Source organism: Flavitalea plasmicola (assembly GCF_030546645.1).
GTDB lineage: Bacteria > Bacteroidota > Bacteroidia > Chitinophagales > Chitinophagaceae > Puia.
The window spans coordinates 537,109-556,333 of record NZ_JAUOTO010000006.1; the positions used below are offsets into that span (position 1 = coordinate 537,109).

Consider the following 19,225-nt stretch of genomic DNA (forward strand, 5'->3'; position numbering starts at 1 on the left):
AAACAAAACAAAGTTATGTATTTACGACTGCTTTCCAAAGCCCCCTCCCCGGGGAGGGCAGGCTTCGTCAAAATCCTGCTGATTATGAAGCTCACGACAATTTTCCTGCTGGCCGCCTGCCTGCAGCTTGCCGCCAGGGGATACGGGCAAAAGATCACACTGTCCCAAAGCAATGTTTCCCTGAAAGCCGTATTCAGGGCAATAGAAAAACAAAGCGATTACCAATTCTTTTATAAGGACAAATTGCTTCGGGAGACGAAGAACATCACCATAAAGGTTACCAATGCCTCCATTGAGGAAGTGTTGGCAATTTGTCTTCACGACCAGCCCCTCGCCTGGTCCCTGGTAGATAAGATCGTCGTGATCAAGCGGCAAGCGCCTGCTCCCGTGAAGCCCAGCGAGACTGCGCCCCCGCCGGTCTACATTCCGGTGACAGGGGTCATCGTCTCCGACAGCACCGGTCAACCCCTCTCCGGCGTATCGGTAAAGCTGAAAGGCACTTCCTCCGGCACCTATACGGACAACAACGGCAATTTTAATTTACAGATCCCCGAGACGGGAGGGATATTGGTCATCTCCTCTATTGGCTACGAGTCACAGGAAATACGGGCAACAACCAATGGGACCATCCGCATCCGCCTGAAGCAGGCCGCCACCCGGCTGAACGAGATAGTCATCGTCGGATACACCACGCAGGAAAAACGAAAGCTCACCAGCGCAGTGGTCTCGGTCACAGGCGAAGAGATCACAAAGCGCGTTGCCACTGACCCCGCCACACTCCTGCAAGGCCAGCTGCCGGGCCTTTCCGTGGTCCAGAACTCCGCCGAGCCGGGCAATGAGTCCACCCAACTGCGTATCCGTGGCGTAGGCACCTTCAGCGGTGCAGGCACCAACCCCCTGATCATCGTGGACGGCTTACCAGGCAATCTTTCTATTGTCAATCCCAATGACATTGAGTCCGTCACGGTTTTGAAAGATGCGGCTTCTGCTGCTATCTATGGCTCCCGAGGCGCTAATGGCGTCATCGTGGTCAGGACCAAAAAGGGGAAGAGCGGCGGATTCTCGTTAACCTACAATTACAATGTTGGCATCGCCAAACCCTCCCGCCTGCCAGACCTGATCACCAATTCAGCAGAGTATATGGCGCTGTTGAATGAAGCGGAAGCCAACTCAGGCGGTACACCGGTATATACACAGGCACAGATCGACCTGTATAAGAATGCCACCGACAAAGTGAAATACCCCAATCACAATTGGCTGGATGACATGTTCAGGACGGTGGCCATCCAGAACCATTATCTCAATCTCAGCGGAGGCAGAGAAGGGACTACCTACAGCCTGAGCCTGGGTTACACGGATCAACCAGGCACCATGCTGGGATTCAACTACAAGAAATATACAATGGACCTTGGGCTTTCGTCCAGGATCAACAAAAGGATCACCTTGGGTACGAATATCCAGCTCCGTTACGGCGACAGAGCCTACGCCGGCAGCAGCACCGACCTGTATATTTCTGCCATGGCCCAGTCCCCGCTGTTCCCGGCCCGGACGGAAGATGGCAAATGGCTGGCCAAAGCCTATCCCAAAGAGCTGGGCAACAAGAATCCCGTACTGGTAGCAACCCAGATACCCATAAAGAATCCGAACTACTACGGCCAGGGTAATATGAGCCTGGACGTGGATCTGGTGAAAGGACTCAAATGGGAGAACCGCGCAGGCATTAACTTTGAAGTGAATAAGAACAAGGTATTTGTACCTACACTGCCGTTGTATTACTACAACGACATGAGCTACGCCGGCAATTACAATGGAAATATCGGCCTTTCCATAGGTGAGAACGATGACATCCATACCACCATCTACAGCCAGTTGAACTACAGGCGCAGCTTCGGAACGCACAACCTGTCCCTCCTGGGTGGCGCACAGCAGGAAGTGGACAATTACAGCCAGCTGAACGCTTTCCGTACAGGCTATCCTACCAATTCCCTCTTCGAGCTGGACGCGGGTTCACCCAGTGGCCAGTCCAATAATGGCACCTCTTCACAATGGGTCATACATTCTTATTACGGCAGCCTGAACTACGACTTCAATGACAAATACCTGTTTGGCAGCAGCATCAGGTCTGACGGTACTTCCCGGCTGCCCAAAGATCATCGCTGGGGACTGTATTATTCATTCTCAGGCGCCTGGCGCATTTCTCGGGAAGCATTCCTGAAAGATGTCTCCTGGCTGAATGACCTGAAGGTCCGCGGCTCCTGGGGCAAATTGGGCAATCAGAACATCGGTACTTATCCCTATCAGCTGGCTTTACAGACAAATAGTTATGCTTTTGCCGGCAATGTCGTACCAGGCGCCGCAGCCAACGCAACGGTGGATCCCAACCTTACCTGGGAGAGCACACGTGTTGTTGACCTGGGCGTGGATCTGGCCATCTTTAATAACAAGCTCACCTTCTCCGCCGACTGGTTCAATAAATACACCTATGACATATTGAGGCCTTCCCAGGTACCCGTATGGCTGGGCCTGCAGGCTCCCACCATCAACAACGGCGCAGTAAGGAACAAAGGCTTCGAGTTCAGCGCACGCTATCAGGATAAGATCGGGAAAGACCTCAACTTCTATGTGGTCGGCAATTTCCAGGCCTATCGCAATAAGCTCGAATCTTTTGGTAAGGACGAGATCACAGGCCCTGATGGACAGACCATCATGCGGAACGGTCAACCCATCAATTCGCTCTATTTGTACGTAATGGATGGGATCTTCCAAAGTCAGGATGATATCAATAAAGCGCCCGACCAATCCTCTTTGGGCGGCACACCCACCCCCGGAGATATAAAATACAAAGACATCACGGGCGATAACAAGGTAGACGCCAACGACCGCAAGGTATTCAACGGCCAATATCCGAAATTCGAATACTCCCTCACCATGGGCGCCAACTGGAGAGGCTTTGACGCATCCATCCAGCTATATGGCTCACAAGGGAACAAACTCTACCTCTATAAATGGGGCACCGATCCCTACGCACAAGGCGCGCCGCCTACCGTGGATTGGAGGGACCGCTGGACACCTGATCATCATTCCACCACCATGCCGAAGATCTACATGGGTTTTTACGGTTACCCAAAGATCACCAATGTCCAATCCACCTTCCATCTGTATGACGGCAGCTTCATGCGCATCAAGAACATCCAGGTGGGATATACTTTCAGCGGGAAGTTCATACGCGAGCTGAAGAACCTCCGTATCTATACTTCCATAGATAACGTAGCCCTCTTTACACCCCTGAAGCAGGGCACGGACCCCGAAAGATTGGATATCAGCAACAAGCCGGATGCCTGGTATGGATTCGCCAACTATCCTCAAAACAGGACGTTCACTTTTGGAGCCTCCGTACAATTCTAACCTGAAAAAATGATTAAAATGAACGCAACTATCAGATATATATCGCTGCTGATGCTCGCAGGGGCCGCTTTTATCGCTTCATGCAAAAAGCTGGACGTAACCCCGCCGGACAAAATATCCACGACCATATTCTGGAAGACCGAAAGTGACGCAGACCTGGCCCTTACGGGTATCTACAACAGATTTTACGCTTCCTCCACTGAAAGCTACATCCCCCAGTATATGCCATTCTGGTGGGACAATTACAGCGACAATTCTTATACACGGCACAACATAGCAGGTGCGCAACAGGCACTAATCGCAGGGCTTACCCCCACCAGCAGCGGATTTGCCGCCAGTTACTACAGCAATGGCTACATAGCTATCGCCGCCGCCAATTATTTTCTGGCCAATGTCAATAAAGTCCTTACAGGTGATAAACTGAAGCAATACAAAGGGGAGGGCTTTTTCCTCCGCGGTTTCAATTACTTCGAGCTCGCAGAATTATACGGCAATCTACCGCTGGTGACAGAAGATCCCTTTTCAATAGATTATAAGAGCACCCGCGCCAAATCACCCCGGGCGGATATCTTAAAACAGGTGGAGAAAGATCTGGATAGCGCGATTGCTTACTTGCCAGATGTAAAATTCACGACAGGACACGCTGTAAAAGCCACCGCTCAGGGATATAAGATTAGGATGCTGCTGTTTGAAAAGCGCTGGTCCGAGGCAGCTGCGCTGGCGCAGGAGGTGATCACCGACAACCTGTTCTCCCTGAATCCTAAATATCCCTCTAACTTTTATAAACCGGACCAGCGCTCCAGCCCCGAGATCATGTTCTCCGTCCAGTTCCAGGCGCCAACGCGCACGCACGGGGAAAAATCACTGGCTGCCTTGCTCAGCGGACCCGGATGGTGGGATGTACAAGGCACACAGGACATGATCGACGAATACGAGACAGGCGATCCCCGCAAAACCATGACCTTCTTCATGCCAGGAGATGGTCCCGCCCAGGGCTGGCCCTACCCCGGCACTGTGGGAAATCCGGGCACAGGTGAATGGGAGAAAGGATTTTATGCCGCCAAAAAATGGCTGGACCCCACCGTGACAAATCCCACCGACGCTCTCCTGGATGACCAGGATTACGTATTACTGCGCTATGCCGACATTAAGCTAATGTACGCCGAAGCACAAAATGAAGCGGTCGGTCCTGACGCCTCTGTCTACCAGCAGATCGACGAAGTACGCGCCCGTCCTGGCGTTAACATGCCCGCGCTTCCGGCCGGCCTGTCCCAGGACGAAATGCGTGACCGCATCCGCCACGAAAGAAGAGTGGAGTTCGCCCTGGAAGGTCTCAGGTATTTCGACCTGCGGAGATGGGGGATCGCTAAGCAAAAGCTGAACGGTTTTGTCCAGAATCCGATCACCCCGGATATCAAGACCCTTTATAAGGATAACTATGAATTCTGGCCCATCCAGCAGACAGAGATAGATAGGAATAAGCCCGTGCTTATCCAAAATGATGGATACTAAAGAAAGCAGGCGTCTCTAAGAGGCGCCTTCTTTTTTCTACAGGAAAATGAGCTATTTTTACCCTCAGCTTATGAGGTATATCTATAGCATCATAATTTCGTTATTCTCAACGGTTAGCGTTTTTGCCCAATCTTATGGTTTGATGTTCAGCAGCCATGAGGTTGTCCAGGAAAAAAGGACCAGCCTCGACCTTTCACCCGATGATTCATTGTGCTTTAAAAAGGAGTTTGAATTAAGCTTCGATATTCGCTTCATTCCCGGTCGCTCCATCTATTTCGGCTACGTGGTCCGCCTGATCTCTTCCAACAACCAGAACATCGACCTTATATACAATCAGCCCCTCCGTACCTTTAAGGTCATCATTGGTGAAAGCTTTTCAGGCATCAGCTTCACGGTGGACAGCGCCTGGTTGCATAAGGATTGGAGCCGCTTTTCATTTATATGTGATCTGGAAAACCATATCCTGCATTTTTCGGTCAACGGGAAGACGATCGGTACCAGTCCCCTCCCGGCTACCGAAAAGTGCTTTAAGTTCCTCTGGGGCGCTAACGATTACCAGAAGTTCAAGACGAGAGATATCCCGCCCATGCGTATCCGGGATATTAAGATCCTTGAAAAGGGTGCGGAAAAATATTTTTGGCCACTGGATGAGACCTCCGGTGACATAGCTTACGACAGGGTCGGCCGGCACCCGGCAAAGATTAAGAACCCCGTATGGATCAAGCCCAAATATCAGAAATGGGAAATGGTTAGCTCATTTTCGCTCAATGGATATGGCGCCGTAACCTATGATCCCAAACACGATAAGGTCTACGTAGCCGGCTCCGACTCACTGGCGATCTGGGCCCTCCGGATGGATCAGCATACCCTGGATTGGATCTCCACCAACCATCAGGAATTTATCCTGGGGCATCAGGCCATATACGACACCTTCCGTGACAAGCTGTACGATATTTTCGTGGATAAGAAGATGATCCTCACATTTGACATGGGACGCCGCCAGTGGGATATCCCCATGCCCTATTCGCCGATTACGGAATATTGGCACGCTAATAAATTCATCGCGCCTTACGATACTTGCTTATACACCATCGGCGGCTACGGACAGCTCAGGTACAGGAATTATGTCCATCGCTATAGCTTCTCCTTGCACAGATGGGACACGGTTCATACCTCCGGGGACTATTTCCCGCCGCGCTATCTTTCCGCGTTGGGATTGTCTCCCGACGGAAGATCCGCCTATGTGGTCGGCGGCTATGGTAGCCAGACAGGCGACCAGATGCTCGACCCCCGGAACTACTATGATCTTTACCAATATGATATAGGGCAAAGCTCGTTCAAGAAACTTTTCACGCTGAGGACTCTCACCACTCCATTCACATTTTCCAATAGCCTGGTGATTGGCGCCAGGCCAGGAGCCTGGTACGGATTGATCCATGCAAATGATAGCTATAATTCCAATCTTCAGCTGGTGGAAGGTTCGTTTACCGACTCCTCTTACCAGACTGAAGGAGATCCCATCCCCTATAGTTTTCATGACGTCCAGTCTTATGCAGATCTTTATTATTCACCCCTCAGTAATAAGCTCATAGCTGTTACGATGCTCTATTCAAAGGAGGAGACAAAAGAAAAAAGTACACAGGTAAAGATCTATACGCTGAATTTCCCGCCGGAAAAAACAGAAGTTGTGCAGGCCCAGCCAGTAGCCTCAGCCGGTAGTTACTTTTGGCGTGCCTTCCTCTTCATGATAACAATTGGAGCAGCCGTCTTTTGGTTCTTCAGCAGGAAAAAAGTCCCGGTCGTACCACCCGATCCATCCGCGCCTGAGGCCACCAGTAACCCACAACCGCCGGCGAAGCCTCAATTTGAAACCCTCCCTCCTTCCGGATCTTCTGAAAAGACAATCCACCCTGCTGTCTACCTTTTCGGCCCCTTCCAGGTTTTAGATAAGGAGGGCAATGACATTACCAGGTTGTTCACCCCCTTGCTGAAAGAATTATTGCTCATCATTATCACCTATACCTTCCGCAATGGAAGAGGCATATCCTCTGAAGGGCTGAATGAAATACTCTGGCACGACAAATCTGAAAAAGATGCTAAGAACAATCGCTCGGTGAACCTGGCCAAGTTAAAAGTAATACTGGAAAAGGTTGGCAATATTGTGATCAATAAGGAATCCGGCTACTGGCAGTTTCAAACGCCCGAAGAGGACCTGTACGTGGATTTTAGGAAGTATACATCCCTCCTGCAAGCGCCGCGTGATAGCACGAGGGCCGATATCCGCCCCCTGGTGAGCATCATCAAGAGGGGAGCGCTCCTCTCCCAGACGGAATATAGCTGGCTGGATGATATTAAGTCAGAAGTGTCAAATGCCGTGATCGATCGATGCCAGGAATACATGAGGGCGCATCCGCTGAACGAACCGGAATTCATTATCGAGATCGCCAATTGCATCTTCTGTTTTGACCCGCTGAACGAGGACGCCCTCAATTACAAATGCAAAAGTCTCATCTTGCTGCGCCGTCATGCCCTGGCCAATAACACCTACCTGAAATTCATAAAAGAATATAAGGACATATACGGCACTGATTTTGGAAAAACATTTCAGGAGGTGATTGCCTGACCTAATTTTTCAACAATACCAACTGACCCAGGTGATAAGCAATATGACTAGCCCGGCCGATCAAAACATTCAGCTTATTGCGATGCGGCTCCTTTATGAAGTCTTCCTCACTGACGGAATTATGCCGCTGAAGCCATTGTTCCTCCGAAAGACTGGCGAGACGCTCTCCCAAATGGCCGTGCACCTCCGTCCAGTAGGCTCTTAACTGAAGGAGAGAGGGTATTGGCTTACCGGATTTATCAGGGCTGCTGATAAAAGTCTCTTCCAGCTCCGGATGAAGCCTTTCTCCCAGTCCAAACAGCGGTAGTATGGCGTCATGTACGGCAATGAGATGCCCCATCAGATAGATACCCGTGTTACGTCCGGGAGCTATCTCTTTTGACAGCTGCTCGTCTGTCAGACTATTAAATAGGCTAGTGACTCTCTTCAGCTGCCCTTCCCAGGTGAGCAGGCCCATTTTTACAAAAAGGGGTTGGTTTTGCATGGTGGTGATTGCTTTTGCGGGAATTACAAATCAAAACGAAACTTGTTCGTTTACTCGCTAAAACATCCCTACCGCACGATCCCATGCGCCGACAGATCCTGTATCACCGGCTTGTCCCTGGAGGTTTTGATAAAGATGGCAGCAGTCATGACGCCGTTGGCGAACCCGCAGCTTGAATTTGGGTTCGAATATAATCCTCGCAGCTCCATCGCCTTGTCCGAAAACCAAAAGATCATCGTACAGGTGGAATCACAGGAAGGAGTATACCGGGCCATATCCTCGTTATACTTTAGGGTATCTATCATGGAGCCTGCTTCATAATTGGGATACCCCTTGTTGATATAGAAGGATATGGCGACCCTGCTGCTGTCCAGCAGTACGACCCTGACCTCCCCCGAATGACCCATGACCCGGTTTTTCCGGACAGTACCTGTTAGGGTATAGGTACCCGTTGGATTAACAAAACCAGATCCTGTGAGATCCTGGGCGGCCGCACCGAAAAGCAAACCTTGGCTGAGAAAAAGGATGGGAATAATAAACAGACGTCTCATAAGCTGTAATGCTTTTAATTGTTGAGTAAAGGGATTTTCCCATGTCTGTCATCTCTCTAAAGATACTTCGATAAAAAAATATCTTTCCTAAAAGTTGGTGGTATCAGTAAAAATGTTGCATCTTTGCACTGTTAAAGAAATCATAAAACAAATGCATCGCACTTTTATCATATCAGGAGCAAAATGGAATAGTCGTGAAGACTATCATCCAGGTGTGCGGGGCAAATTTGCATGTAAATAGTTTAGAATTAAAACACTATAACGAGCCCCGCAAGAAATTGTGGGGCTTTTTTTATGTCCTTGTGTTCAAAACGATATAGCTATTCCCGCAACGGGTATAGGGCCGGTCACCATCGGTTTAATAGTCGAATGGGAGAGACATGTCTGAAAAGACCGTGGTATATGCCAATGGGATCTGTGTAGTGCGGATCTTCCAGATAGCAAGCCCGGTCAACAATGACCGGGCTTTTTTTTGCGATCTGGTGTAACGGCAACACCCTACTCTCATAAGGTGGAGGATCCTGGTTCGAGTCCGGGGGTCGCAACACAAATGTTGTCTCTAGCTTAACAGGTAAAGCGCTTCGGTGTGAACGAAGAGTACAGGGTTCGAGTCCCGGGGACAACCGAGAATGGCTTATAGTTCAATGGAAGAATGCCACGCTACGAACTTGGTGACAACCGAGCAACGCGAAGGTTGCGAGCGAGGAGGAACGAGGAACGATGTTCCGACGAAGTTCTGTTCGACTCTTCTTAAGCCAGCAAATACTGGCCCGTAGCTCAACAGTGGAGCGCCGCACTTTTAATGCGGAGGCTCCGGGTTCGAGTCCCGGCGGGCCAACTGGAATGGTCAGTAGCTCAATGGTTAGAGCAAGTGCCTTATACGCACTGCGTTACCAGTTCGAGTCTGGTCTGACCAACCCGGATGAATAGTGCAACGAAAACGGAGAGTTGACAGAGTGGTAATGTGCAGGCCTGCTAAGCTTTGGCTATCCTTTTTTGGATACGAAGGTTCGATCCCTTCACTCTCCGCAACTGGCGCTTTGACAGAGATGGTTCTATTGCGCCGGCCCGAAAAGCCGGTGATCGGGGTCCGATTCCCCGGGGCGCCGCCATACGGGATTAATGTAATTGGTAACAGGTCAGTCTCCAAAACTGACGATACAGGTTCGAATCCTGTATCCCGTGCGATAAAAGATAGAAAAATGGAACAGCAGCAGAAGTGGAGGCGCCTTGACGGCACTCCCGTAAAAAGGAACATCGAAGATGAGATCAGGTCCGCTCTTGTCAGGGAAAAGGAGGCAGGCCACGAACTAAAGGTCTGCATCGGAACGGATAGCCAGGTGAAAGGCGCCGAGACGGCATTCGCCACCGTCATCGTCTTCATCCGGAAAGGGAAAGGAGGTTTCATGTATATTAATACTGAGATCTCCCGAAAGAAGATGAGCGTCAAAGAAAGGATGTTGAAAGAAGTGGCCAGAAGCATCGACGCGGCATACCCGCTGAGCCGTCTGTTCACTTTGTACGGCGTGGACCTGGAAATCCATGCGGATATCAATACCAACCCGGGCTTCAAAAGCAACCATGCATTGAAAGAAGCAATGGGCTATATCCAGGGTATGGGCTTTTCTTTCCGGGCAAAACCGGAAGCTTTCGCAAGCTCCAGCTGCGCAAATAAGGTAGTACAGTAAAGAACAAGCCAGTCAAAAAGATCCTGGACCAGTTGAAGGATGATACAGCTCATTCATCAACCGTACCTTTTTCTGAATGATGCGTACAAGTCGGGCAGGGGAGAGGACCTTCAATCCCTCCCCAAACCCCATCAATTCGCGCTCCAGCTCAAAGTTTGGAATAACTACGATGCTGAAATGCGTACCGGTCTGCACCTCTTCCAGGATCTTTTGTGTAGGATGGATAGGCTTGGTCTTGATATACGGCGCCTGCACATGGCTGGCCCAAAAGATCACTTCCATGGGTGCTTCGCCGGTGTTACGCGTCACGCCTACGATCGGCAGGAAATAAGTATGCGGATCGAAGTCCTTTTGCCAGCGGAACGTTTCCGAAGGCAGCAGCATGATATCCTGGATGCGGTCCAGGGCAAAGGTAATGATGGCCTTTCCCGACTTCAGCATACCAAGGACAAACCAGCGGTTGCGATATTCTTTCAGTAAATAAGGATAGAATACCTGGCTGCTGCCGGTCCGGGCCTTAAAGGATTGATAGGAGAGTTGGACCGTTGTCCGGGAGATGATGGCCTTGTAGAGGACATCCAGCCATTGGATGCCGGTCAATAGCTCATTCTTCTCGAAATCGATGACCGAAGGAGAATGATTTTGCTCGCTGTGGATCTTGTCCTCCAGCCGGCTGATCATTTCAGACATTTCGGTAAAATGGCTGAATCCTTTGAATTGATGTAGCAGACCGGATACTTCCTGCAGAATGCCCAGGTCACGGGCGCTGAGAGGGATATTGGTGATGGAATAGGCAGGGTCTTCATAACTATAGTACTTACGGTCACGGACAATGATCGGAGCATTATAACCCAGCTTGTCGCTTCGCATGGCATTGAGATCCAATCGGATAGTACGGAGACTTACGCCGCGTTGGATCCCCTCGAATTCATAGAGGGCTTCATTGCAGGCTTCGATAAGGTCCTCGATCGTCCATTTCCGCCGACGGTTCTGAAGACATTTGTCGATAGTGCGATATCGGATCAGGGCATTGCGGTTAATGGGCATCAGCAAGAATTTTTGCAAAAGAAAGAAAAAATATTTTACTGTGCAAGTAGGTTGCACACTTCGATGCGAGGTTTGTAATGTCAACAGAAAACAAGACTTAATCACCAGGAGGCATAACATGAAATTCAACGTAAAAGCCATCACCGCTAAGCTGCTGAACCACGAAGGGGAAACAGCCTTTGCCCTTACGCCCCAGATGGAGCTGTATACGATGGTCGCCGTATCTGCGCTGAATGATCAGTTCTATGAGAACGCGGAAGACAAGCTGAAAAGGCTGCGGAAGCTCATCGAAAAGAACGAGGCCGCATTCGTAGCCCGTCTGGCCGTCTATGCCCGGGAGCAGATGCACCTGCGGACCATTCCGCTGGTACTGGTTGTTGAGCTGGGAAAGGTCCATCGTGGTGATGGTGTTGTAGCCAAACTGGTCGCCCGGGTAATACAACGTGCGGATGAGATCACGGAGCTGCTGGCCTATTATCAGCTGGCCAACAAGAGGACCCAGGTAAAGAAACTGAACAAGCTTAGCAAACAGCTGCAGAAAGGCCTGGCGGCATCATTCAATAAATTTGACGAATACCAGTTCGCCAAATACGATCGGGCCAACCAGGTAAAGCTGCGCGATGCGCTGTTCCTGGTCCACCCTAAGGCAAAAGACGATGCCCAGCAGGTGATTTTCGATAAGATTGTAAAGAATGAGCTGAAGACCCCCTACACCTGGGAAGTGGAATTGAGCGCATTAGGCCAGCTGGCTTTCAATACGGAAGCCGTACGCAGCAAGGCCTTTAAGGAAAAATGGGAAGAGATGATCTTCAGCAACAAGCTGGGTTATATGGCCACCTTGCGGAACCTCCGGAATTTCCTGGAAGCGGGCATCAGCAACGAAGCATTGAATAAGGTGTGTTCATACCTGTCCGATGGGAAAGCCGTAACATCCAGCCGGCAGCTGCCCTTCCGTTTCCTTAGCGCTTACAGGGAGCTGAAAGACGTAAAGGACGGCAGGGTGGGGAATATCCTGGAAGCGCTGGAAGCCGCCATTCTTTGCAGCGCCCTCAATATCCCCGGATACGATGACAACACCCGGGTGGTCGTTGCCGCAGACGTCAGCGGCAGCATGCAGGCGGCCATCAGCCCGAAAAGCAAGGTGCAGTATTTTGATATAGGTCTTGTCCTGGCGATGTTATTACGCAGCCGGTGCAGGAATGTCATCACCGGGATGTTCGGGAATACCTGGAAAACGATCAACGTGCCGAAGAACAATATCCTCTCCAACGTGGAAGAGTTTCGCCGGAGAGAAGGAGAGGTGGGGTACAGCACGAACGGATACCTCGTGATCCAGCAGCTATTAAACGATTCACAAATCGTTGATAAAGTGATGATGTTCACGGACTGCCAGTTATGGAACAGTAATAACAACGGGTATCACATCAATACACTGTGGAAGAGCTATAAAAAGCTGGCGCCACAGGCAAAGCTCTACCTCTTCGACCTTGCAGGTCACGGACAGTCACCTTTGCAGCTGGAAAAAAATGATGTCTACCTGGTGGCGGGATGGAGTGATAAGATCTTCCACGCCCTGCAGGCCATCGAGGAAGGAGGAAATGCTATAAAGAGGATCGAGAACCTTAATCTATGAGAATATGACAGCTCTCGGCTCCGGCCGGGGCTGTCATTTAAAAACCAGAAAGATCTTTGACGAAAGAAATATAAGGATGTCGTAGGAGTGAGTTCCATCGTCCAAACCAGGGGTAGGACCCCGGAGTGATCCGGGGAGAGGTGCAAATCCTCGCTTGACAGCGCCCCGTTCTCAGTCCGCTTGTTACTCCTTATTTTTTAATGATATTTTACAGGTGCCGTAGACAAGAGTTACTTCGGGACGAAGAGGTGGCGGGTTCGAATCCCGCTGGGTTGCCCCGTGCAATCCATAGCTCAGCGGTTAGAGCACTTTGCGTACTCTTTTCGACTTGTTGCCCTGTAAATACTTTATTCCCTTTCAAAAGGGAAACCTCGGTTATGCCGATTCCCCGCGTTTCAAAAGACGCAACAGTACAGGTGTAGTAACTCCCTGTATCCTGCAGCAACCGGCCATATCCACGGGTTCGATTCCCATTTCGTCTTGAACACGAAACGCTCAATGGAAGAGCACTACCTTGAAAACGTAGGTTGGAAAGCAGCACACCGCTGCTATAAAAATGGTGAAACAACTAAGCCAGGCTTATGCGCCGGCGATGAACAGAAAACCCGGTGAAACTCACCGGAATGGACGTCCACCGCAATCCGGCATGGGCCAGCAGCCCCGTCATAAGAGTTAGTCAGCATTTCTCTACCCCGGCTCACCGGGGGCAGGAAAAGGCAACTATATCAGCGACCCGTCTCCGCACATGCAGGATGGCAAATAACCCCTGGCTTTTACACAAAACCAGTATATAAAAATTGATAAATGACAACAAAATGAAAAAGGTAATGATCAACGCCTACCAGGTAGGACTGTTGTACAAGCATGGAACGTATCAGCACATGTTGAAAGAGGGGGCCTACTGGCAATGGCCATCCCAAAGGATAGAGGTATATGACCTCACCGCACCCTTTACTCCCGCTTGCGAGCTCAATATCCTGTTGAAGGACGAAGCCCTCACGGAATCCCTGCATGTAATTGAAGTAAAAGACCACGAACTGGTCCTACAATATGAAAATGGATTTTTGAAGCAGGTCCTCACCGCCGGGCGCTATGCCTACTGGAAAGGGATCGTCGCCTATGGCTTCGTCCGCCTGGATCTCGGGAAAATCGAGATCATGGAGAACCTGGACCGTACCACGCTGCTGCATAAGCTGGTTTCCCCCTATGTTCGGACGTACACCATAGAGAGCTACGAAAAGGCACTGTTGTTCGTAGATGGAAAGTATGTACAGACCCTGGAAAGTGGTGTATATTACTGGTGGAAGAACGGCATAGCCATCCATGTGGGCAAAGTGGACACCCGGCAGCTGCAGCTGGAGATCAACGGACAGGAGATCCTCACGAGAGACAAAGCCGCCCTGCGGATCAACGCATGGGCTCAGTATAGGATCGAAAATATTGAGAAGGCGCTGCTGCAGAATAAGGACCACGAAAGGCAGCTGTACGTGGCTTTTCAGCTGGCTCTTCGGGAGTATGTCGGAGGACTGAGCTTTGACGAGCTGGTGGAAAAAAAGGAGACCGCCTTGCCTTATGTAAAGGAAAAGGTACAGCAGACGGCGGAAACGCTGGGTATACAGGTGTCCGGCTTCGGCATCCGCGACATTGTCCTGCCGGGTGAAGTAAAAGACATCATGAACCAGGTGCTCGTGGCGGAAAAGAAAGCGCAGGCCAACATCATCCTCCGTAGGGAAGAGACGGCCAGCACCCGAAATCTGCTGAATACCGCCAAGTTGATGGAGGACAACCCCATGCTGTTCAAGCTGAAAGAAATGGAGTACGTCGAAAAGATCGCAGAAAAGGTCAGCAGCATCAGTGTCAATGGCAATGGTGTGTTGATCGACCAGCTCCGGCAGATCTTCGCGACCTCAAAGTAAAAAAACAAAAAAATGGGAAAATTAAAATTAACAGGAAAAGATCTGCGATCCATCGGTTATCCCGAAGGTCCCGTGATCAGCATAGCCATGAATATCATGGAGAAGAATTACAAATTTACAGAACAGGAGGAGGCGATGAATTTATTGAAGCAAATATTGGCCGCGCCTGTGGAATACGAAAATGACGCCGTATTGGGCCTGATAGCCCGGCAATTGATACCAAAAAAGGACGAGACAGAAGGCGTTGAGATCTCCCTGAACCAAACAGGTGTGCCGTTTAATATTTTTGGAAGCGACCAGATCGAACAGGGCGCTACCCACCAGATGTACCAGGCGGCAAAATTGCCGGTTGCTATAGCAGGAGCCCTGATGCCGGATGCGCACGCCGGGTATGGATTGCCCATTGGAGGTGTACTGGCAACGGAAAATGCAGTTATTCCTTACGGAGTAGGGGTCGACATCGGCTGCCGTATGTGCCTGTCTGTTTTCGACATCAACCCGAAAGAGCTGTTGCAGCGGGAGCACTATTTTACACGGGAGCTCAACGAGGCCACGCTGTTCGGGGGAGGAAGACAATTCGACCAGAGCACACCGCACGAGGTCATGGAAAGGAAGGAGTTCACGGAGATTTCTATCCTGAAACCCCTGCAATGGAAAGCCGCGAAGCAATTGGGCTCCTCCGGCTCGGGAAATCATTTCGTGGAATTCGGCGTCGTGGACATCAGCGAAAAGGATCCTACCCTGAACCTTGAGCCGGGACAATACCTTGGCCTGCTCTCGCATTCCGGATCGAGGGCCCTGGGGGCGATTATTGCCGGCCATTACACGAAGGTGGCCAAACAGAAACGAAGGCTACCGGGGGAAGCGAACAACCTGGCCTGGCTGGACCTGAAGGAAGAAGAAGGTATGGAATACTGGCTAGCGATGAACCTGGCCGGAGACTATGCGGCTGCCTGCCACGAAGTCATCCATGATAAGATCGCCCTGCAATTGGGAAGACGCCCTTTGAAAAGGGTAGAGAACCACCACAACTTTGCCTGGAAGGAATGGTATGAAGGACGTGAGGTCATCGTCCACCGAAAAGGAGCTACGCCCGCCGGAAAAGACGTCCTGGGCATTATCCCGGGATCGATGACGGCGCCTGGCTTTATCGTAAAGGGTAAAGGACAGGAAGCGTCTCTGTCTTCCGCCTCCCATGGGGCCGGCAGAAAGATGAGCCGGACGACCGCTCTTAACACGGTGACGAAAGACCTGCTGAAAAAGACCTTGCATGAACATGGCGTAACGCTCCTGGGAGGAGGCCTGGACGAAGCGCCGCAGGCGTACAAGGATATCGAAGCCGTGATGCAGTCCCAACGGCAATTAATAGATGTGCTGGGAAAATTCACCCCAAGGATCGTAAAGATGGATGGCGCACAGCCAAAACCTTGGCAAAAAGGCAAAGCCGTCGAAGGAGAATAAGCCGCAGGCCGTCTCGACTATTTTGAGACGGCCTTTTTCTGGACCACCTTATCCAGCATGTCCAAAATGGCTTTCTCGATCCGGGGCTTCTCCGAGAATGCAATAAGATGCCCCTTACCCGGGATCATCTGGATCTCCAATGAGGGTGCATTCTTCAAATGCTCCCTGGCAAAGTCCGCATTAGAGGTATAGATCAGTCCGTCATCGGCGCCTTGCAGATAGGCTACAGGGACATGGATCCGGGGCCACAGCGGCAGCATCTTTGTCAGCTCTTCCCGGTGATGGATCTTCTCCTGGTTGGCAGACTGTAACATACGGGGAATGACCCAGTGGATCAACGGGTTTTCAATCATATAGCTGAACCAAAAGATCCTTTCCTGCCCCGGACCCAGGGCCGGACCCGTTAAAACAAGGCCGTCCGCCAGCTCGGGGTAATCCATCGCCAGTCGACAGGCAATAGGAGCCCCAAAAGACACGCCTACGATGATGATGGGATGGTGCGCCCGATGAAGGCTGTCCAATATTAATTTTATGGCAGCTGCCTGAGCAGCAATGTCCGGCAGAGGCTTCCCCAGCCCGGAGTAACCATAGCCGGGTCTGTCGACGGCATAGACTGTTGCCCTGCTCAGCAAAGTGCTGTCGGAAAGGTAGTTTTTCCAGTAACTGAGGGAACTGGGCGCCCCATGGATGAAAAGGATGGAGGCATCAGGCTTATCCCCCACCCGCAGATACCGGACATCCCGCCCGCCCGCCTTGTAATAAGCGATGTGCGGATCCAGCTTCCGCTCATGAAAATACTTTGTCAGGTCGGTGTCATCCATACGAAACTGCACCAGCCGATCGAACACCAGTAACAGTACAATCAGGAGAACAAATGCCCAGATAACAGTCTTTAGGAAAATACGGCCGATCTTCGCTACCATACCTTAAAAATACTGATTGAAATTTACATACTTTTATTTCTGCGCTGTCGTTAAAAAATGATGAAATTCCCCTCCGCCTTATTCCTGTCGCTGATCCTTCTCTCCGCCAGGCCAAACACCCATGCAGCACCGCCGTCCTATTTTGGTGAGGACAGCAATATTATCATCAGCAATAAGGCCGAGCGATACTCCTACGAGGAAGGCGACCAGGCCCACCCCGTTATCATCCGGCAGGAACAGAAAACCACCTATTATTGTGCCGAATTAAGGGCTTCCATCCCTTGGGTGGAGACTTATGACGGCCAATCCAGGATAGACGGCGTGAAGATCTATGTAAATGGCTCCCGCGACAAGTCCATCCAGCCTAAGGACGAATTTTATTCCTCCGGGGATATCTTCTTCTCCGACCAGCGCGTGTATTATTTCTCCCTGCCTTTCATAAAAAAGGGGACCTCCAACGAGGTCGACCTGGAAAAGACGACCCTGGACCCGCGTTACTTCACGACCATCTATTTCCCGGAAGAGCAGCCGGTCCGGCAAAAGACAGTGGAGATCGCGGTTCCAAAATGGATGCATATAGAAATAAAAGAGATGAACTTTGCGGGATACAGCATTCGGAAGACCCACCAGTTCGACGATCGCAAACAAATTGACGTCTACACCTATACCATCGCCAATCTACCCTCTTTCAAAAAAGAAGAGAATAGCCCGGGTCCATCATATGTGTACCCGCACCTGTTCATTCTCAGCAAATTCGCAGAGCTGAAGACAGGCAAACAACAGTATTTCAACGATCTGAAAGATCAATACGCCTGGTACCGTGGCCTCGTCCTCCAGACCAACAATGACGCCGCCGTGATGAAAGCCAAAGCCACAGAGATCACCAAAGGCCTCACCACAGACCTGGATAAAATAAAAGCCGTCTATCAGTGGGTACAGGAAAATATCCGGTACATTGCCTTTGAGAACGGTCTGGCTGGCTTCCGCCCCGCAAAAGCCCAGGATGTCCTGAACAAAAAATATGGCGACTGTAAAGGCATGGCCAACCTGACGAAGAACCTCCTGGCCGCCCTCGGGTTCGATGCCCGCCTTTGCTGGATCGGCACCGACCACATCGCTTACGATTATTCTACCCCCTCCCTGGCGGTGGACAATCATATGATCTGCGCCCTGAACTATAAAGGGAAATTCTATTTTTTAGATGCCACCGAATCTTACATCGGCTTTGGACAATATGCACAACGTATACAGGGCCGCCAGGTGCTCATCGAAAATGGCGACAGCTACCTTCTGCAGCGGGTGCCGGTGTCCGGTTACGAACAGAATGAGGTCCATAATCAATATGACCTTCGCATCGAAGGTACGGCCCTCACAGGTCAGGTCTCTCACCTTTGGAAAGGAGAAAATAAAGAGAACATTCTTTTCCGTGCCAATTCTGTCTATAAGAACAAATTACAGGAAGCCCTGCAGCAATTCCTTTCCCGTGGCAACCCTAATTACGTTATGACAACGGTGAAGCAGGACGGTCTGGAAAATCGCAATGCCGACCTTTCTTTCCAGTATAAGCTGGTGTATAACAACGCCGCCACTATATTCGATAATGACATCTACATCGACCCGGATTTCCGTAAGGAATTTGGCGAAGCCGACATCGATACCACCAGCCGCCAATTGGATTATTTGTTCGATTGTAAAGGAGATTGGATCACAGAGACCAATCTTGCGCTGCCGGCGGGCTATAAAGTCCAGGACTTGCCTCCGGGACTGGATATCCAACGCAAAGGATATAGCTTTTCGATTTCCTGCAAACTGGAGGGGAATGTGCTCAAGTACCGGAAAGCCATCGTCATAAAGGATGTACATCTGCCCAGGCCCGGCTTCGGACAATGGAATGCCGATATAGCGGCGCTGAAAAAGACTTACCTGCAGCAGGTAACACTTACACGGAAATAAAAGAAATGAATTCACACCCACAATCCTAT

General features: G+C 50.6%; 12 protein-coding genes and 7 tRNA genes. 15 read left to right on the forward strand and 4 right to left on the reverse strand.

The genetic code is table 11. From position 1 onward, the window contains the following. The first annotated feature begins 84 nt into the window (after positions 1–84). From Q4E93_RS23985 to Q4E93_RS23995, 3 genes are all read left to right on the forward strand, one after another. A complete protein-coding gene (locus Q4E93_RS23985; RefSeq protein WP_303589652.1) occupies positions 85–3,405 on the forward strand; it encodes a TonB-dependent receptor in 3,321 nt (1,106 codons plus the stop codon). 18 nt (positions 3,406–3,423) lie between these two features. Next, the gene (locus Q4E93_RS23990; protein ID WP_303589654.1) at positions 3,424–4,917 is read left to right on the forward strand and encodes a RagB/SusD family nutrient uptake outer membrane protein; all 1,494 of its coding nucleotides are present in this window, start codon (positions 3,424–3,426) and stop codon (positions 4,915–4,917) included. Positions 4,918–5,059: 142 nt separating this feature from the next. Continuing rightward, entirely contained in the window at positions 5,060–7,540 is a 2,481-nt protein-coding gene (locus Q4E93_RS23995) for a Kelch repeat-containing protein (protein WP_303589656.1), read from the forward strand. Position 7,541: 1 nt separating this feature from the next. On the opposite strand, the gene Q4E93_RS24000 is transcribed toward Q4E93_RS23995, so the two are convergent. Next, on the reverse strand, positions 7,542–8,024 hold the full coding sequence (locus Q4E93_RS24000) for a DinB family protein (protein ID WP_303589658.1): 483 nt from the start codon (positions 8,022–8,024) through the stop codon (positions 7,542–7,544). A 68-nt stretch (positions 8,025–8,092) separates the two neighbouring features. Beyond that, positions 8,093–8,575 (reverse strand): hypothetical protein, encoded by a 483-nt coding sequence (locus tag Q4E93_RS24005; protein ID WP_303589660.1) that lies wholly within the window; start codon positions 8,573–8,575, stop codon positions 8,093–8,095. Between the two features lie 473 nt (positions 8,576–9,048). Between Q4E93_RS24005 and Q4E93_RS24010 the strand changes: the two genes are divergently transcribed. From Q4E93_RS24010 to Q4E93_RS24045, 8 genes are all read left to right on the forward strand, one after another. After that, positions 9,049–9,120 (forward strand) — tRNA-Met (locus tag Q4E93_RS24010). A gap of 85 nt (positions 9,121–9,205) precedes the next feature. After that, positions 9,206–9,334 (forward strand) — tRNA-Arg (locus Q4E93_RS24015). A 7-nt stretch (positions 9,335–9,341) separates the two neighbouring features. Continuing rightward, positions 9,342–9,413, forward strand: a tRNA-Lys gene (locus tag Q4E93_RS24020). Positions 9,414–9,419: 6 nt separating this feature from the next. After that, positions 9,420–9,492, forward strand: a tRNA-Ile gene (locus Q4E93_RS24025). Between the two features lie 25 nt (positions 9,493–9,517). After that, positions 9,518–9,604, forward strand: a tRNA-Ser gene (locus tag Q4E93_RS24030). Positions 9,605–9,609: 5 nt separating this feature from the next. Then, positions 9,610–9,687, forward strand: a tRNA-Phe gene (locus Q4E93_RS24035). A 1-nt stretch (position 9,688) separates the two neighbouring features. Next, positions 9,689–9,760: transfer RNA gene (locus tag Q4E93_RS24040), tRNA-Trp, on the forward strand. A gap of 17 nt (positions 9,761–9,777) precedes the next feature. After that, positions 9,778–10,263, forward strand: a complete 486-nt coding sequence (locus tag Q4E93_RS24045) for a ribonuclease H-like YkuK family protein (RefSeq protein WP_303589662.1) — start codon at positions 9,778–9,780, stop codon at positions 10,261–10,263. Positions 10,264–10,275: 12 nt separating this feature from the next. On the opposite strand, the gene Q4E93_RS24050 is transcribed toward Q4E93_RS24045, so the two are convergent. Then, positions 10,276–11,310 carry a helix-turn-helix transcriptional regulator gene (locus Q4E93_RS24050; RefSeq protein WP_303589664.1) on the reverse strand — a complete coding sequence of 345 codons (1,035 nt, stop codon included), beginning with the start codon at positions 11,308–11,310 and terminating at the stop codon, positions 10,276–10,278. A gap of 118 nt (positions 11,311–11,428) precedes the next feature. Here Q4E93_RS24050 and Q4E93_RS24055 point away from each other — a divergent pair, with 118 nt between their 5' ends. The 3 genes from Q4E93_RS24055 (at position 11,429) to Q4E93_RS24065 (ending at position 16,320) form a co-directional block, all read left to right on the forward strand. Next, positions 11,429–12,943 carry a TROVE domain-containing protein gene (locus tag Q4E93_RS24055; protein WP_303589674.1) on the forward strand — a complete coding sequence of 505 codons (1,515 nt, stop codon included), beginning with the start codon at positions 11,429–11,431 and terminating at the stop codon, positions 12,941–12,943. Positions 12,944–13,758: 815 nt separating this feature from the next. Next, positions 13,759–14,859: a slipin family protein gene (locus tag Q4E93_RS24060; protein WP_303589676.1), complete on the forward strand. Its 1,101-nt coding sequence runs from the start codon at positions 13,759–13,761 to the stop codon at positions 14,857–14,859. A 12-nt stretch (positions 14,860–14,871) separates the two neighbouring features. Next, positions 14,872–16,320, forward strand: a complete 1,449-nt coding sequence (locus tag Q4E93_RS24065; protein WP_303589678.1) for an RtcB family protein — start codon at positions 14,872–14,874, stop codon at positions 16,318–16,320. A 17-nt stretch (positions 16,321–16,337) separates the two neighbouring features. On the opposite strand, the gene Q4E93_RS24070 is transcribed toward Q4E93_RS24065, so the two are convergent. Continuing rightward, complete coding sequence (locus tag Q4E93_RS24070) at positions 16,338–17,243, reverse strand: alpha/beta fold hydrolase (RefSeq protein ID WP_303589680.1); 906 nt, start codon at positions 17,241–17,243, stop codon at positions 16,338–16,340. A 57-nt stretch (positions 17,244–17,300) separates the two neighbouring features. Between Q4E93_RS24070 and Q4E93_RS24075 the strand changes: the two genes are divergently transcribed. Next, complete coding sequence (locus tag Q4E93_RS24075; RefSeq protein WP_303589681.1) at positions 17,301–19,196, forward strand: transglutaminase domain-containing protein; 1,896 nt, start codon at positions 17,301–17,303, stop codon at positions 19,194–19,196. The last annotated feature ends 29 nt before the right edge of the window (positions 19,197–19,225 follow it).

What these genes read in the sequence shown, in the direction of transcription:
- Q4E93_RS23985 (WP_303589652.1), top strand. Translation starts at nt 85, where the DNA reads ATGAAGCTCACGACAATTTTCCTGCTGGCCGCCTGCCTGCAGCTTGCC.
- Q4E93_RS23990 (WP_303589654.1), top strand. Translation starts at nt 3,424, where the DNA reads ATGAACGCAACTATCAGATATATATCGCTGCTGATGCTCGCAGGGGCC.
- Q4E93_RS23995 (WP_303589656.1), top strand. Translation starts at nt 5,060, where the DNA reads ATGTTCAGCAGCCATGAGGTTGTCCAGGAAAAAAGGACCAGCCTCGAC.
- Q4E93_RS24000 (WP_303589658.1), bottom strand. Translation starts at nt 8,024, where the DNA reads ATGCAAAACCAACCCCTTTTTGTAAAAATGGGCCTGCTCACCTGGGAA.
- Q4E93_RS24005 (WP_303589660.1), bottom strand. Translation starts at nt 8,575, where the DNA reads ATGAGACGTCTGTTTATTATTCCCATCCTTTTTCTCAGCCAAGGTTTG.
- Q4E93_RS24045 (WP_303589662.1), top strand. Translation starts at nt 9,778, where the DNA reads ATGGAACAGCAGCAGAAGTGGAGGCGCCTTGACGGCACTCCCGTAAAA.
- Q4E93_RS24050 (WP_303589664.1), bottom strand. Translation starts at nt 11,310, where the DNA reads ATGCCCATTAACCGCAATGCCCTGATCCGATATCGCACTATCGACAAA.
- Q4E93_RS24055 (WP_303589674.1), top strand. Translation starts at nt 11,429, where the DNA reads ATGAAATTCAACGTAAAAGCCATCACCGCTAAGCTGCTGAACCACGAA.
- Q4E93_RS24060 (WP_303589676.1), top strand. Translation starts at nt 13,759, where the DNA reads ATGAAAAAGGTAATGATCAACGCCTACCAGGTAGGACTGTTGTACAAG.
- Q4E93_RS24065 (WP_303589678.1), top strand. Translation starts at nt 14,872, where the DNA reads ATGGGAAAATTAAAATTAACAGGAAAAGATCTGCGATCCATCGGTTAT.
- Q4E93_RS24070 (WP_303589680.1), bottom strand. Translation starts at nt 17,243, where the DNA reads ATGGTAGCGAAGATCGGCCGTATTTTCCTAAAGACTGTTATCTGGGCA.
- Q4E93_RS24075 (WP_303589681.1), top strand. Translation starts at nt 17,301, where the DNA reads ATGATGAAATTCCCCTCCGCCTTATTCCTGTCGCTGATCCTTCTCTCC.